Source organism: uncultured Caulobacter sp., from assembly GCF_947036865.1.
In the GTDB taxonomy this organism is placed as follows: domain Bacteria; phylum Pseudomonadota; class Alphaproteobacteria; order Caulobacterales; family Caulobacteraceae; genus Caulobacter.
Genome location: NZ_CAMQSF010000001.1, coordinates 12,311 through 26,619, shown reverse-complemented (window position 1 = coordinate 26,619; position 14,309 = coordinate 12,311). Strand labels below are relative to the sequence as shown.

The window sequence follows — 14,309 nt, the reverse complement described above, 5'->3', positions numbered from 1 at the left end:
GCCTCTCGGCCGTTGGTCGAGACAAGTTCCGCATGGCATCATCTCATCGCGCTGACTCGCGCCGCCCTCACGCGCGCCTATCGGTTCCAGGAAGACAATGGCCGACATCGACACGCTGGATCTGCTCAGCAAGCTGACCGCCGAGGGCGCCTCGCTGGCCGACGTCATTACGGTGGCCGCCCAGCTCGGGCAGGACGGACAGCCGGCCCTGGCCGACCAGGCCTATAAGGTCTGGATCCGCTTCAACCCGGAGCATCCGCAGCTCTGCGTGGCGCTGTTCAATCGCTCGATCCTGCAGGCGGCCCTGGGCGACAACGCCGGCGCCGCCGCCTCGCTGGAACAGGCCGTGACGATCAATCCCGACTTCATGCCGGCCTATGTCAATCTCGGCGGCTTGCAGGAGCGCGCCGGCTTGCAGGAGCAGGCGATCGCCACCTGGGAGGCGGGCGCCAATCGCAGCGTCGTCGCCAGCGGCGTCGGGGTGGGCTACGCCTTCACGTGCCTCAAGCAGATCGCCCGCCTGCTGGGCGAGATGCACCAGCCGGCCCGCGCCGAGATCGCCCTGCAACGCGCTGCGGACCTCGAGCCCCAGGCGATGGACGTGGTCGGCCAGCTGGTGGCCAACCGCCTGGCGCAGTGCAAGTGGCCGGCCTTGCAGCCCAACGAGCGCCTGAGCCGCGAAACCCTGTTGCGCGGGGTCAATCCGCTGTCGATCGCCGCCTATGCCGACGATCCGCTGCTGCATCTGGCCGCCGGCGCGGCCTTCATCGAACGCGAGGCCAAGGTCACGCCCGAACAGATCCGCGCCGACCGCCGCGACGCGCCGATCGACCTCGCCGGCCGCCGGCCGCGCATCGGCTACATCTCGTCCGACCTGCGCGACCACGCCGTCGGCTATCTGATGGCCGAGCTCTTCGAGGTGCACGACAAGTCCAAGGTCGAGGTCTTCGCCTATTACTGCGGACCGGAATCCAGCGACGGCCTGAACACTCGTATCCGGGCGGCGGTGGAGCACTTCACCGACATTCGTCCGATGTCGGACGATGAGGCCGTGCAGCGCATCGTCGACGACGGCATCGACATCCTGGTCGACGTCAACGGACACACCCGCGACGCCCGCACCGCGGTGTTCGCGCGCCGCCCCGCGCCGATCCTGGTCAACTGGCTGGGCTATCCGGGCTCGATGGGCAGCGACTATCACCACTACATCATCGCCGATCCCTGGATCATTCCGGAGGACATGGAGCTCTACTATTCCGAGGCCGTGCGGCGGCTGCCCTGCTACCAACCCAACGATCGCCGCCGCAAGGTGGCCGAGACCGCGCCGAGCCGAGCCGAGGCGGGCCTTCCCGAGGACGGCTTCGTGTTCTGCTGCTTCAACGGCACGCAGAAGATCACGCCGCACGTCTTCGACCGCTGGATGGAGATCCTGAAGCGCACGCCAGGCAGCGTGCTCTGGCTGCTGGACAACAATCCCGAGACCAACGCCCGCCTGCGCGACGCGGCCGAGGCGCGGGGCGTCGACCGCATGCGGCTGGTTTTCGCGCCGAAGCTGCAGAACGCCATCCATCTGGCGCGCTATCGCCTGGCGGACCTGTTCCTCGACACCACGCCCTACGGCGCCCACACCACGGCTTCCGACGCGCTGTGGATGGGCGTGCCGGTGCTGACCTGGCCCGGGCGCAGCTTCGCCTCTCGCGTCTGCGGCAGCCTGGTGCGTAGCGCCGGGTTGCCCGAGCTGGTGGTCGACAGCGCCCGAGCCTATGTCGAGACGGCCGTCGAGATCGGGGCCGACCGCGCCCGCGCCCAGGCGCTGCGGGCCAAGCTTGAGGCCCAGCGCGACACCTGCGTCCTGTTCGACATGGACCTCCTGGCGGGCAAGCTGGAGGATCTCTACGCCGAGATGATCGCCGAGCATCAGGCCGGCCGGCGGCCCCGGCCGAACCTCGCCAACCTCCAGACCTATCTGGAGATCGGCGTCGCCCTGGACCGCGACGATCGCGAGATGCAGGGCGAGCCCGACCTGCACGCGCTCTATCTGCGGGAACTGGCGCGCCGGCATCAGGTCAAGGCGATCCCGGCCGACGGGCGTCTGTGGCAAGGCGGCGCGGCGTGAATCGTCCGCAGCTGGAGGCGCTGAGGCTCGACGGCTACGGGCCCCGCACCCTGCTGGACATCGGGGCCAACGGCGGCGGCTTCACCCACGGGTTCCTGCAGGTCTTCCCCGACTGCGTCCCGACGCTGATCGAGCCCAACCCGTACTGCGAACCCGAGCTCGCCAAGCTGCCCTACGAGCGCCACATGCTGGCCGCCTCGGACGTCAACGGCGAGGCCGAGCTGTTTCTGAGCGAAGGCTGGCTGGTCTCGACCGGCGCCTCGCTCTATCGCGAGAACTCCGACTATTTCAGCGACGAATTGGTCACGCGGCGCACGGTGCCGACGGCGCGGATCGACGATCTGTTCGCCGGCCGCCGCTTCGACTTCGTCAAGATCGACACCCAGGGCTCGGAGCTGGACATCCTGCGCGGCGGCCAGGCCGTGCTGCGCCAGGCCGACTACATCCTGGTCGAGATCTCGCTCGTCGAGTTCAACGTCGGCGCGCCCCAGGCCGAGGCGGTCCTGAGCGAGCTGTCGGCCATGGGCTTCGCGCCGGCGGCGATCACCGAGATTCACCGCCTGCCGGAGGTGCGAGAAGACGGCGTCCTGCAGATGGACCTGCTGTTCAAGCGCCGCTCGGCGCGGCCCTCGCAGTTGGGACGGCTGGCGCCGCTGCACGACCTGGGCGGCATCGTCCAGCACCTGCGCAAGCGCAAGAGCCAGAACCCCGCCTGCCGCGTGCTGCTGATCGGCGGCGGTCCGCCGGGCTGGCCCGAGGATCTGCGCGACGCGGTCCTGGGCGGGCCCGACGCCGACCTTTGCGATCCCGAGACCTATCGCCCCCTGCTCGCCCGGGTGGGCCGCGAGGGACGGTTCGACTATGTCGTCGCGCCGCACGTCGTGCAGACCCTGGCGCGGCCGTCGGTGCTGCTGGAGCGCCTGCCGCTATTGGCCGAGGCGGGCTGGATCACCACGCCGTCACGCTATCTGGAGATGCTGCGGCTGGAGGGCGCCCATCGCGGCTTCGCCCATCACCGCTGGGGCGCGGACCACCGGGACGAAGCCCTCGTGCTGGCGCCGAAGACGCCGCAGGTCGAGCACCTGACCTTGCCCGACGAGGCGGCCTGGGAGCAGGCGCCCGAGCGGTTCGAATTGCAGGTCGGCTGGCGGGGCGGGCTGGCCTTCGAGATCCTGGGCGGGGAGGGCGCCTTGCCGCCCAGCCCGGACCTGACGCGCCTGCTCACCGGGTTCTTTGGCGGCGCCTACGTCGCCCCGCCGGAACCTGAGATCGACATCGCGGCCGAACTGGCCGAGGCCATCGACAAGGCGCGCGACCCGAGCGCGGGCCTGCATCCGCTGGGGCGGATGAAATACTACCACGACGCCGTCAGCCTGATCCTCTGCCAGCCCCCGACCCAAGAGCGGCTGGCGCTGTTCGAGACCCTGCTGGCCGAGGCCGGGGCGATGGACGTTCGGTCGCCCAGCGACGAGTGGAACGACTGGGTGGTGCATTACGGCGTCGTGATGGACGCCCTGACGAACGCCAGGCTCGGCGCGCCCACGCCGCCGGCCGTCGATGACGGTCCGCGGGTTTTCCTGACTGGCGACGGCCGGACCCTCGACGAGGAAGGCCTGAAGGCGCATGCCGACGCCCTCGGCGTCCAGGCGGTGTTCTTCGCCGCCGCCGACGCGCGCTATGTCGAGCTCTATGCCCGCTGGCTGGCCCTGTCGGTGATCAAGCACGGCGACGTGCCGTTCCTGGTGGTGATCCACGTCATCGGCGGGGCCGAGCGCCTGGCCGAGGCGGCGGCGACGGTGCGGATCGACGATCCGCGCGTGGTCTTCACCGGGGACCGGTTCGACGCCGCCGGCGTCACCACGAAGTGCTTCGAGGCGCCGCCGAAGGGCCTGATCGCCATCCCCGTCGCCCACTACCAGTCGGTGCGATTCCAGCGCCTGGGCGCGCTGCTCGACCTGCTGGGGCGGCCGGTGTTCGTGTCCGACATCGACCTCTTGCTGCAGCGTGGCGTCGCCGACCTGCTGGACCAGTGGCGCGACGCCGATCTGGTGCTCAACGAGAACGACCGCAACTATCAGGCCGGCTCGCGCATCACGGCCAATCTGCTGCTGGCCCGGCCCACCCCGGCCACGGCGGTCCTGTTGCGCTGGCTGCGGGCCTATCTCGACGACCGCCTAAGCCGCGAGCGCGTCACCCGCTGGATCGACCAGGTCGCTCTGAACCTGGCCCGATATCATCTGGCCCTCCATGCGCCCGACGCGCGGATCGGCACTTTCGATACGTTCAGCGACATCAACAACGTGATGTTCAGCGAGTATGTACCCGGTCATCCGTTCCGGTTCCTGTCGCTGTATCACGGCTTCGATACCTCGACCCTGGAGGAATAAGGGGCGCTAGAGCCTGTCTGTTTCGAATGGATCATTCGAAACAGATAAACAGGCTCGCTTTCTAACATTTAGAGCGTGCTCGCCGCCGAAACCGCGCACACTTTCGGCTATCACGCTCTAAAACGTCGCGCGCGCCCTCATCAGCACCGCGCCGCCGGCCTCCGCCCAGAGCTCGGCGCCGCCGTTGACCATCCGCCCCCGCGCGGTGATCGTCTCGTCCGCGAAGGCGGGCTTGAGAGCCCGGAACGAGAAGCCCGTCAGCGGCCTTGCCGGCATGGCCCCGAGCAGCAGCAGCGCGATCAGCGGCCCGTGCACGACCAGACCCGGATAGCCCTCGATCTTCGTCGCATGGTCGAGGTCGTAGTGGATGCGGTGGCTATTGGCGGTCGCCGCCGAGAAGGCGAAGAGCAGCACCGGATCGGTCGCGGTCTCGACGCTCCAGTCGGCGGCGGGCGGGGCTTCGCCGTCGGGCGCCCGAGGCGCGGGCGGGGCGGCGGTGTAGACGATCGTCTGGCGTTCGGTCACCCGAGCCGCGCCGGCCTGGCTATAGACGCGCTCCAGCGTCACGAAGGTCAGCGGCCCGCTGGCGCCGGCCTTTTCCTCGACGCCCGCGATCGTCTCGATGAGCTCGGTGTCCTGGCCGGGGCGCAGGGGGCCGAGGAACCGCATCTCGGCGGCCGCGAACATTCGCCGGGGGGCTTCGATCGGCGGCAGGAAGAGGCCGCGTCGCGGGTGGCCGTCGGGACCCAGGTCGGCGCGGGCCACGGGCTCGGCGAGGCACGCCCAGTGCCACGCCGGCGGGACCTCCGACGGGGTTGGCCGGTCGAGCACCGCCGCCAGCCGCGCCAGGTCGGTCTCCGCCAGGACGGCTGTCCGTCTCCGCTGACGCCCGACCCAACCGTCCATCAATAGGACCTCGGCAGGCCCAGCACGTGCTCGGCCACATAGGCCAGGATCAGGTTCGTCGAGATCGGGGCCACCTGATAGAGCCGCGTCTCGCGGAACTTGCGCTCGATGTCGTACTCCTCGGCGAAGCCGAAGCCGCCGTGGGTCTGCAGGCACATGTCGGCGGCGGCCCACGAGGCCTCCGAGGCCAGCATCTTGCCTATATTGGCCTGCTCGCCGCAGGGCTCGCCGCGATCGTAGCGGGCGGCGGCGTCATGGATCGTCAGCCGCGCGGCGTGGGTCTGGGCGTAGGCGCGGGCGATCGGGAACTGCACGCCCTGGTTCTGGCCGATCGGCCGCCCGAACACCACGCGGCCATTGGCGTAGTCGCGCGCCTTGCCGATCAGCCAGGCCGCGTCGCCCAGGCATTCCGCCCCGATCAGGATCCGCTCGGCGTTCATGCCGTCCAGGATGTAGCGGAAGCCCTTGCCTTCCTCGCCGATCAGGCTGTCGGCGGGGATGACGAGGTTGTCGAAGAACACCTCGGTCGTGGCGTGGTTCAGCATGGTGGCGATCGGCTTGATCGTCAGGCCGCGCCCCTTGGCCTCGCGCATGTCGACCAGAAAGACCGACAGCCCGTCGCTCTTGCGCGCGACCTGGTCCTTGGGCGTCGTGCGGGCCAGCAGGACCATCAGGTCCGAGTGCTCGGCGCGGCTGGTCCAGACCTTCTGGCCGTTGACGACGTAGGCATCCCCCTCGCGGCGGGCGAAGGTCGAGATCGACGTGGTGTCGGTGCCGGCCGTGGGCTCGGTGACACCGAAGGCCTGCAAGCGGATCGAGCCGTCGGCGATCTGCGGCAGCCAGGCTTCCTTCTGCGCCGGCGAGCCGTGCCGCAGGACCGTGCCCATGGTGTACATCTGGGCGTGCAGCGCCGCGGCGTTGCCGCCGCTGGCGTGGACCTCCTCCAGGATCGCCGCCGCCGCGGTCAGGCCGAGGCCGCCGCCGCCATAGGATTCGGGGATCAGCACGCCCAGCAGACCGGCCTTGGTCATCGCCGCCACGAAGTCGGTCGGATAGGCCTTCTCGCCATCCAGGGCGCGCCAATAGGCCGGCGGGAAGTCGCGACAGAGGGCCCGCACCGTCTGGCGCAGCGCTTCGATCAGCTCCGGATCGGCCAGCGACACTAGACGCGCTCGAACGCCAGCGCCGCGCCCTGGCCGACGCCGATGCAGAGGGTGGCCAGGCCGCGCTTGCCGCCGGTGGCCTCCAGCTGCCGCAGCGCCGTCAGCACCAGCCGCGCGCCCGAGGTGCCGAGCGGATGGCCGAGCGCGATCGCGCCGCCGTTGGCGTTCACGTGCGCCCCGTCGTCGGGCAGACCCAACTGGCGCAGGACCGCGAGCCCTTGAGCGGCGAAGGCCTCGTTCAGTTCGACGACGTCGAAGTCGCCGATCGACAGGCCGGTTTTGGCCAGCAGCTTCTGGACAGCGGGGACCGGTCCGATACCCATGACCCGCGGCTCGACGCCGGCCGTGGCGTAACCGGTTATCCGCGCGCGAGGCGTCAGCCCGTGGCGCTTGACGGCGTCTTCCGAGGCCACGATCAGGGCCACCGCCCCGTCATTGACGCCCGAGGCGTTGCCGGCCGTGACCGTCCCGCCCTCGTGGACCACGGGCTTGAGCTTGGCCAGGGCCTCCAGCGTCGTCTCGCGCGGATGCTCGTCGCGGTCGACGATCGTGGGGCCGGCCTTGCCGGGGATCTCGACCGGCGTGATCTCGCCCGCCAGGAAGCCGGAGCCTTGCGCGGCCGCCGCCCGCTGCTGGCTGCGCAGGGCGAAGGCGTCCTGGTCCTCGCGGCTGACGCCGTAGTCGGCCGCGACGTTCTCGGCGGTCTCGGGCATGGAGTCTACGCCATAGGCCTTGCGCATGGCGGGATTGACGAACCGCCAGCCGATCGTGGTGTCGAAGATCTCGGCGTTGCGCGAGAAGGCGCTGTCGGCCTTGCCCATCACGAACGGGGCGCGGCTCATGCTCTCGACGCCGCCGGCGATGACGAGGTCGTTTTGGCCCGACAGGATCGCCCGAGCGGCGTAGCCGACGGCCTCCAGGCCCGAGGCGCAAAGCCTGTTGACCGTCACGCCGGGCACGGACACCGGATAGCCGGCCAGCAGCAGCGCCATGCGGGCCACGTTGCGATTGTCCTCGCCGGCCTGGTTGGCGCAGCCCAGCACGACCTCGTCGACGGCGCCGAGATCGAGGCCGGCGTTGCGCGCGGCCAGGGCCTTCAGCGGGATCGCCGCCAGGTCGTCGGCCCGCACCTTGGCCAGCGCTCCGCCGTATCGACCGATCGGGGTGCGGATCCCGTCACAGAGGTAGGCGGCGGTCATGGCTGGCTCCATCGATCCCTATCAAACACTTGTTAGATAGAGCCCGCCGAGGCCTCAAGCGCTTTCGTGGGAAGGGGCCGCGCGGGGACGGCGCGGATGGCGGCGGACCGCCCGCGAAAACGCGTTCCGCCGCAGGCAAGTCCCCCGAGGGGGAAATCGCTAGAACCCGGAAAATATTAGAGAATGGTGGGTGTACAAGGATTCGAACCTTGGACCCGCTGATTAAGAGTCAGCTGCTCTACCAACTGAGCTATACACCCATTCGCGGTTCCGAAGCACTTGCGAGCCCCGGCGGCGAGGCGCGGAACATACGCAATGATTTTGGGAGCGCAAGCGCTTTTTTCATGGCTAGACGAGATATCAGCGGCGCCGTGGATTTCGCCTATCTGGAAGGGTTCGCGGCCGGCGATTCCGGGGTCGTCGACGAGGTGCTGGCGCTGTTCCGCGAGCAGGCCGCGCTGTGGACTCCGATGCTGGATCCCGGCCATCCCGGCTGGAGGGACGCGGTCCACACGGTCAAGGGCGCGGCGCGCGGCGTGGGGGCCTTTGCGCTGGGCGAGGTCTGCGAGCGCTGCGAGACGGGCCAGGAAAGCCTGGACGCCGTGCGTACGGCGCTGGACGCGGCGCTGATGGATATCGCCGCCTATGCCCACGAACAGGCGCTGAGGTCGCTGAAGGGATAGTCCGCAAGAAAAAGGGGCCGAAGCCTTGGCTCCGGCCCCGCAGGGGAGGGGGTATGAACCGCGCCTAGAACTTGGCGCGCAGGGTCACCTGATAGGTGCGGCCGTCATAGTCGATGCGACGCGGCAGCATCGGATCGTTCTCGTACTCCGAACGGGTGGCGTCGGTCAGGTTGAAGGCGTCGACCGAGACCGTCATGGTTTCCGTCAGCTTGTACGAGGCCGAGGCGTCCAGCTGGCTGCGGGCCTTGACCGTCCGGGCGTCGCCGACGAACGAGTTGCCGGCCGCCAGGTCGTACTTGTCACGCCAGTTGTAGACCAGGCGGATGCCGCCCCACTTGGCTTCGTAATAGCCGATGACGTTCAGGTTGTTCTTCGAGACGCTGGGCAGGGTGATGGCGTTGCCCGCCGTGTCCTTGCCGTCGATCTTCGTGTACGAGTAGTTGAACGCGCCGCCGAAGTTCTTCCAGAAGCCCGGCAGGAAGTCGAAGTTCTGCTGGATGTTGAACTCGAAGCCCGTGACCTTCATCGGGTTCTGGTTGGTCTTGCCGCTGATGTTGACCTGCGCGTTCTTCAACACGCCGCCGGCGCCGACGAACTTGTTCGAGCTGATGCACTTGGGCGTGCCGCCGGAATTGTCGATCGTCAGCGTGCCGAGGTCGACGTCGAGGCCGTCGATCTTGCCGCTGGCCGGGCACAGCACCGACTGGTCGGTGATCGGGCCGATATAGCCCTGGATGTCCTTGCGGTAGGCGGCGACCGAGATCAGGCCGCCCGGACGGTTATACCACTCCAGCGACAGGTCGTAGCTGTTGGCGGTGTACGGCTTGATGTCCGTCGCCCCCAGCGTGACCGTATAGACCGGATCGGTCGGCGGGTTCACGTCGACCGGCACCTGGACGAAGGTGGTCGGCACGTTGTCGCGCGGCTGCGGACGGACATAGGTGCGGTAGGCCGCGGCGCGGAGCACCAGGTCGTTGCGCAGGTCGGCCACCACGATCGCCGACGGCAGCCAGTAGTTGAAGCTGTTCTTGCGCGTCGAGGTCGTCAGCGAGTGGTTGATCGCGCCGGCTTGGCTGGAAAGCGCCGTCGTGCAGTTCTTGCAGTTCAGCGCCACGATCTTCTGCTTGGTGCTTTCGTAGCGCGTGCCCACGGTGCCGCGGACCGGAACGTTGAAGAGCTCGGTCTTGAACTTCGCCGTCAGATAGGCCGAGTAGACGTCGTTCTGATTGCTGAAGTTGTTGTTCCAGTAGTTGCCGTCCGTGTAGTTGTTGACCACGCCGTAGGGCGTCAGGAACACGCCGGGCGCGCCCAGCAGGAACTGGTCGGGCAGGCCGTTCGGATTGGTCGCGGTGCGCAGGTTGGTGTTGACCGGCGTGATCGTCTTCAGGATCCGGTCGATGTCGACGTTCATCCAGTTCGACGTGGCGCCGGCCGCCTTGCCGCCGAAGAAGTCGCTGGCGTAGCTCAGCGGCGCGGCCATGTCCGGCGTGATGTTCTGGGTGTTGGCGCCCAGGGCGCTGTTGCGCGAGCCGCTCGACGTGAACTTGTTGTGCTCGGCGCGGCCGCCGAACTGCAGGTTCGCGAAGATCGAGACGTCCAGCGAGCGGTCGAAGTCCAGCTGGAAGGCGTCCAGCACGTTGTCGGCGTTGCCGCTGGTGCCCGTGATGCCGAACTTGTCGCCGGCGACCGTGGCCGCCTGGCCCGGCATCACCGCGCCGGCCTGGGTGGTGGCCGTCGCCGTGGCGGGAATGACGAAGCCGCCGGTCGGAAGGTGGGTGGCGTGCGGCGTGGTCAGCACGGCCGTGTAGTTCGACAGGTCCGTCCCGCCCAGGCTGACCGCCGCGGTGATGCCGTTCAGGCCGGCGGGGCCCAGGTTGCGATAGGGGTTCTGGACGACGTCGAACTCGATCTGGTTGGCCTGGGCCTGGGCCTTGGAGATCGTCAGGTTGGCCGTGGCCTTCCATTCGTCGTTCTTGAATTCCAGGGTCGGGTTGATGGCCCAGGTCTGGTTCTTCGCCGGTTCCGAGCGCACCGAGTCGAAGGTGTTGATGTTCGCGGCCGAGAACTTGTTGATATAGGCGCGGTCGCCGTTCGGCGTGTGCACGATATAGGGCGTGCCGATATCGGTGATCTTGGCGACGGCCGAGGTGGCGGCCAGGGCCGTATTGGTGCCGTTGCCGGGACCCGCGTCGATATAGAGCAGGTTGTTGGTGGCGTCCTTCAGGTTCCGCTTGGTGATGAAGGCGTTGGCGCCGAACTTCCAGGCGTCGTTGATCCGCCACTCGAAACCGGTGGAGGCCGAAAGCGTCGTGCCGCGATTGAACTTGACGAGCTGGCGGGTCTGGCTGGGGTAGTAGACGCCGCCCGGATTGGCCGCGATCAGGGCGTCGTAGACCGGGTTCGAGCCGGCGGCGGCCTGGTTGCCGACCTGGATCGCGCCCAGCCTGTTGCCCCACGAGTTCACCGTGATCGAGTCGCGGCGGAACTTCTCGTCCTTCCAGGCCACCACGCCAAACACGGCGAAGTCGTCGGTGAGGTGCTTGTTGTAGCCGATCGAGGTCAGCGGGCTGCCGAGCTTGCCGAGGGAATTGTACTCATAGGACAGCTTGGCGAAACCGCCGTCCTTGCGCGCCAGCGCCGGGTTGATGCGCAGGTCGATATTGCCCGACAGGCCGCCGGCCAGGTTCGAGGCGGACGGCGACTTGATCACGTTGATCGCCGTGAAGATGTCCGAGTTGAAGGCGCCCAGCGGGGTCGAACCGTTCAGGATCGGATCGGCGAAGGCGCCGCCGTTCAGCGTGGTGCGCGCGAAGGTGCCGGGCAGGCCGCGCAGGCTGATGGTGGCGTTGCGGCTGTCGGCCTCGCGGTTGATCTGGATGCCCGGAATGCGCTGGATCGCCTCGCCGACGTTCAGGTCGGGGAAGCGGCCCAGGCCGTCCGACGAGATGCCGTCCGAGATTTCCAGCGTCTCGCGCTTGGTCGAGATGGCGTTGGCGTAGGCTTGCCGGAAACCGGTGACCACGACCGTATCGACGGTCTGGGTGTCGGCCTTCTCCGAAGGCGCGGATGTCTGAGCTTGGGCGGACGCCCCGATCGCCAGAGCGGCGCAAGACGCCATCAGCGCGGCGCGGAGAACGAAGGTCTTGTGAGCTTGGATCATGGAAAAGCCTCCCCCGGCGCACTGACCTGGCGCCCTGAACTCACTTATCCGACCAGTTGGGAACGTTGTCAATAATTGGTAATGCCACTTAAGGAATGCTGGTGACCACCTGGTCAGGCCAAACCTTGGGATGCGGATTAGCAACCGCGCTCAGGCGCGAAGCGGGCGTTACGTTCCGGCGTTCCTCGCGGGAACGGCCAGAAAAATGCATTAAATCCAGGATGTTCTGGAGAGTCCCTGTTCCGGCGCTGGGCGCCAGATGGTCTGACCAAAGCCGCAGAGCGACTTGACCGCCGCTCGGCGCGCGACGTCAAGTTATAGATGTGTCATTGGCGCCACAGACGCGATTTCGCTAGAACGGAGGTCCGAAAACGAGGAGATCGCCATGCCCCCCAGCCCCTGGAGCCATCAGCGCAGCGCCGGCGTCGCCGACGACATCGACTTCGAGATCAAGGGCGAGGATCTGCAGTTCGTCGAGATCGAGCTGGATCCGGGCGAGAGCGCCGTCGCCGAAGCCGGCGCCTTCGTCTGGAAGGACGCCAGCGTCGAGATGACCACCGTGTTCGGCGACGGCTCGGCCGACCAGGGCGGCGGCTTCATGGGCAAGCTGCTGGGCGCGGGCAAGCGCCTGATCACCGGGGAGAGCCTGTTCACCACCGTCTTCACGCACCAGGGGACGGGCAAGGCGCGCGTGGCCTTCGCCGCGCCGACGCCGGGCACGATCCTGCCGTTGAATCTCGGCCAGTTGGGCGGGACCCTGATCTGCCAGAAGGACAGCTTTCTGGCCGCCGCGCGCGGCGTGTCGATCGGCATCCACTTCCAGAAGCGCGTGATGACCGGCCTGTTCGGCGGCGAGGGCTTCATCATGCAGCGCCTAGAGGGCGACGGCTGGGTCTTCGTGCAGATGGGCGGCACGCTGGTCGAGAGGACCCTCGGCCCGGGCGAGGAACTGCACATCGACACCGGCTGCCTGGCCGCCTACACGCCCGGCGTCGACTTCGACCTGGTGATGGCCGGCGGGGTCAAGAGCGTGCTGTTCGGCGGGGAAGGCCTGTTCTTCGCCCGCCTGCGCGGTCCGGGGAAGGTCTGGATCCAGTCCCTGCCGTTCGCGCGCCTGGCGGGCCGGATGCTGCAGGCGGCGCAGGGCCAGGGCGGCAATCGCGGCGAGGGGAGCATCCTCGGCTCGTTCGGGGATCTGATCGACGGGAACTGAGCAGACTTCCTTCTCCCCTCGCGGGAGAAGGTGTCAGCGAAGCTGACGGATGAGGGGGCTCCCGGCGGCGCCGGCGCGACCCCTCACCTAGCCCTCCGCGCCACCCCCGCCCGCAAGGGGAGAGGGGCCGGTCTCAGCCCTTCGTCTTGTCCCAGCTGTCGTATTCGTAAGCGATGCAGCGGTCGATCAACGTCCGCCACACCGGCTCGACGATCGCTTCCGAAAGGCCGGTCTGCCGCGCCGCCGCCTTGACCTTCTCGACCACATCCTCGATCCGCGCGCGGTCGAAGACCTTCGTTCGGTCGGCCTTGATGCGGGCGGCGGCGTCCATGAAGCCTTGCCGCTCGGTCAGCAGCAGGACCAGCGCCCGGTCCAGGGCGTCCACGCCCTGGCGCACGTCGGCCATGGTCCGGCAGTCGGCGGGCGCCAGGTGCTCGTCGACATGAAGAGTCGTGATTTTCATGCGCCCCTTTAAGCCGGTTCCCGCCGTCAAAACCAGAGCGGCCGGCGGTTAAATGCCCGAACCGTTGTCGAGGGTGCGCAGGGCCGCCTCGTGCGCCTCGGCCTCGGCCTTCAGCCAGGTCACGAACGCCTTGACCTGCGGCAGGCGGCCCTTGGCCTTGGGGTGGACCACGTAATAGGCGAAGTCGACCGCCGTGGAGGCCTCGAACGGGATGACCAGGCGGCCGGCGTCGAGGTCGGCCTGGGCCAGGGTGCGCTTGGCCAGCGCGATGCCGCGGCCGTTGGCGGCGGCCTCGATGACCAGGCTGGACTGGTTGAAGCGCGGGCCGCGCGCGCCGTCCACGCTCTTGATGCCGCGCGCGGCCAGCCACATCGCCCAGTCCGGGCAGCTGTCGTCGGCGTCGGGCGAGCCGTCGTGCAGCAGGATGTGGTGGGCCAGGTCCTCGGGGCGCTCCAGGGCGTTCTGTTCGAGCAGTTCGGGGCTGGCGACCGGCACCACCGTCTCGTGCAGCAGCCGGATCACCTCCAGGCCCGGATAGCGGCCCGAGCCGTAGCGGATGGCCATGTCGACCTCGCCGGTGGCGAAATCGACGACCTCCATGCCGGCCGACAGCCAGACGTCGACCTGCGGATGAGCCCGCTCGAACTTGCCCAGGCGCGGCACCAACCACTTGGCGGCGAACGAGGGCGCGGCGGTCAGGGTCAGGCGACGGCCATCGACGGCGGCGGTCAACAGGGACGCCGCCTCGGCCAGCCGGTCGAAGGCCTCGCGCAGGGCGGGCAGGGCGGTCTGGGCCGCGTCGGTCAGCAGCAGGCCCTTGGGCGTGCGCTTGAACAGCGCCGCCCCGACATAGTCCTCGAGATTCTGGATCTGCTGGCTGACGGCGCCGGGGGTCACCGACAGTTCGTCGGCCGCGCGGCTGAAGTTCAGGTGGCGGGCGGCGGCCTCGAAGGCGCGCAGCGCGTTCAGCGGCGGCAGGCGGCGGCGCTCGTTGGGTCTTTCCATGAGTTTTACTGAAC

At 68.5% G+C, this 14,309-nt stretch carries 10 protein-coding genes and 1 tRNA gene; 4 read left to right on the top strand and 7 right to left on the bottom strand.

The genetic code is table 11. The annotated features are described in order from the left end of the window. Window positions 1–97 precede the first annotated feature (97 nt). Window positions 98–2,116: an N-acetylglucosamine transferase gene (locus Q0V34_RS00115; protein ID WP_297506255.1), complete on the top strand. Its 2,019-nt coding sequence runs from the start codon at window positions 98–100 to the stop codon at window positions 2,114–2,116. Then, a complete protein-coding gene (locus tag Q0V34_RS00110) occupies window positions 2,113–4,503 on the top strand; it encodes an FkbM family methyltransferase (RefSeq protein WP_297506254.1) in 2,391 nt (796 codons plus the stop codon). Before Q0V34_RS00115 ends, Q0V34_RS00110 begins: the two co-directional genes overlap by 4 nt. Before the next feature lie 117 nt (window positions 4,504–4,620). Here Q0V34_RS00110 and Q0V34_RS00105 read toward each other — a convergent pair whose 3' ends face one another. The 4 genes from Q0V34_RS00105 to Q0V34_RS00090 all read right to left on the bottom strand — a co-directional run bounded on the left by Q0V34_RS00105 (window position 4,621) and on the right by Q0V34_RS00090 (window position 8,031). Then, a complete protein-coding gene (locus Q0V34_RS00105) occupies window positions 4,621–5,409 on the bottom strand; it encodes a hypothetical protein (RefSeq protein WP_297506252.1) in 789 nt (262 codons plus the stop codon). Then, window positions 5,409–6,572: an acyl-CoA dehydrogenase family protein gene (locus tag Q0V34_RS00100; protein ID WP_297506250.1), complete on the bottom strand. Its 1,164-nt coding sequence runs from the start codon at window positions 6,570–6,572 to the stop codon at window positions 5,409–5,411. The genes Q0V34_RS00105 and Q0V34_RS00100 overlap by 1 nt, the downstream gene beginning before the upstream one ends. Next, window positions 6,572–7,771, bottom strand: coding sequence for a 3-oxoadipyl-CoA thiolase (gene pcaF / locus Q0V34_RS00095; RefSeq protein ID WP_297506248.1), 1,200 nt, complete (start codon window positions 7,769–7,771; stop codon window positions 6,572–6,574). Before pcaF ends, Q0V34_RS00100 begins: the two co-directional genes overlap by 1 nt. A 184-nt stretch (window positions 7,772–7,955) precedes the next feature. Continuing rightward, window positions 7,956–8,031: transfer RNA gene (locus Q0V34_RS00090), tRNA-Lys, on the bottom strand. Between the two features lie 84 nt (window positions 8,032–8,115). On the opposite strand from Q0V34_RS00090, the gene Q0V34_RS00085 reads away from it, so the two are divergent. Then, window positions 8,116–8,454 (top strand): Hpt domain-containing protein, encoded by a 339-nt coding sequence (locus Q0V34_RS00085; protein ID WP_297506246.1) that lies wholly within the window; start codon window positions 8,116–8,118, stop codon window positions 8,452–8,454. Between the two features lie 64 nt (window positions 8,455–8,518). On the opposite strand, the gene Q0V34_RS00080 is transcribed toward Q0V34_RS00085, so the two are convergent. Then, entirely contained in the window at window positions 8,519–11,614 is a 3,096-nt protein-coding gene (locus tag Q0V34_RS00080) for a TonB-dependent receptor (RefSeq protein WP_297506244.1), read from the bottom strand. A 385-nt stretch (window positions 11,615–11,999) separates the two neighbouring features. On the opposite strand from Q0V34_RS00080, the gene Q0V34_RS00075 reads away from it, so the two are divergent. Further along, complete coding sequence (locus tag Q0V34_RS00075; RefSeq protein WP_297506242.1) at window positions 12,000–12,827, top strand: TIGR00266 family protein; 828 nt, start codon at window positions 12,000–12,002, stop codon at window positions 12,825–12,827. A gap of 133 nt (window positions 12,828–12,960) precedes the next feature. On the opposite strand, the gene Q0V34_RS00070 is transcribed toward Q0V34_RS00075, so the two are convergent. Continuing rightward, window positions 12,961–13,290 carry a chorismate mutase gene (locus Q0V34_RS00070; protein ID WP_297506240.1) on the bottom strand — a complete coding sequence of 110 codons (330 nt, stop codon included), beginning with the start codon at window positions 13,288–13,290 and terminating at the stop codon, window positions 12,961–12,963. 48 nt (window positions 13,291–13,338) lie between these two features. Then, window positions 13,339–14,295, bottom strand: coding sequence for a transcriptional regulator GcvA (gcvA, locus tag Q0V34_RS00065; RefSeq protein ID WP_297506238.1), 957 nt, complete (start codon window positions 14,293–14,295; stop codon window positions 13,339–13,341). Window positions 14,296–14,309 lie beyond the last annotated feature (14 nt).

Coding starts and splice junctions, on each gene's coding strand:
- Q0V34_RS00115 (WP_297506255.1), top strand. CDS start 98: ATGGCCGACATCGACACGCTGGATCTGCTCAGCAAGCTGACCGCCGAG.
- Q0V34_RS00105 (WP_297506252.1), bottom strand. CDS start 5,409: ATGGACGGTTGGGTCGGGCGTCAGCGGAGACGGACAGCCGTCCTGGCG.
- pcaF (WP_297506248.1), bottom strand. CDS start 7,771: ATGACCGCCGCCTACCTCTGTGACGGGATCCGCACCCCGATCGGTCGA.
- Q0V34_RS00085 (WP_297506246.1), top strand. CDS start 8,116: ATGGCTAGACGAGATATCAGCGGCGCCGTGGATTTCGCCTATCTGGAA.
- Q0V34_RS00080 (WP_297506244.1), bottom strand. CDS start 11,614: ATGATCCAAGCTCACAAGACCTTCGTTCTCCGCGCCGCGCTGATGGCG.
- Q0V34_RS00075 (WP_297506242.1), top strand. CDS start 12,000: ATGCCCCCCAGCCCCTGGAGCCATCAGCGCAGCGCCGGCGTCGCCGAC.
- Q0V34_RS00070 (WP_297506240.1), bottom strand. CDS start 13,290: ATGAAAATCACGACTCTTCATGTCGACGAGCACCTGGCGCCCGCCGAC.
- gcvA (WP_297506238.1), bottom strand. CDS start 14,295: ATGGAAAGACCCAACGAGCGCCGCCGCCTGCCGCCGCTGAACGCGCTG.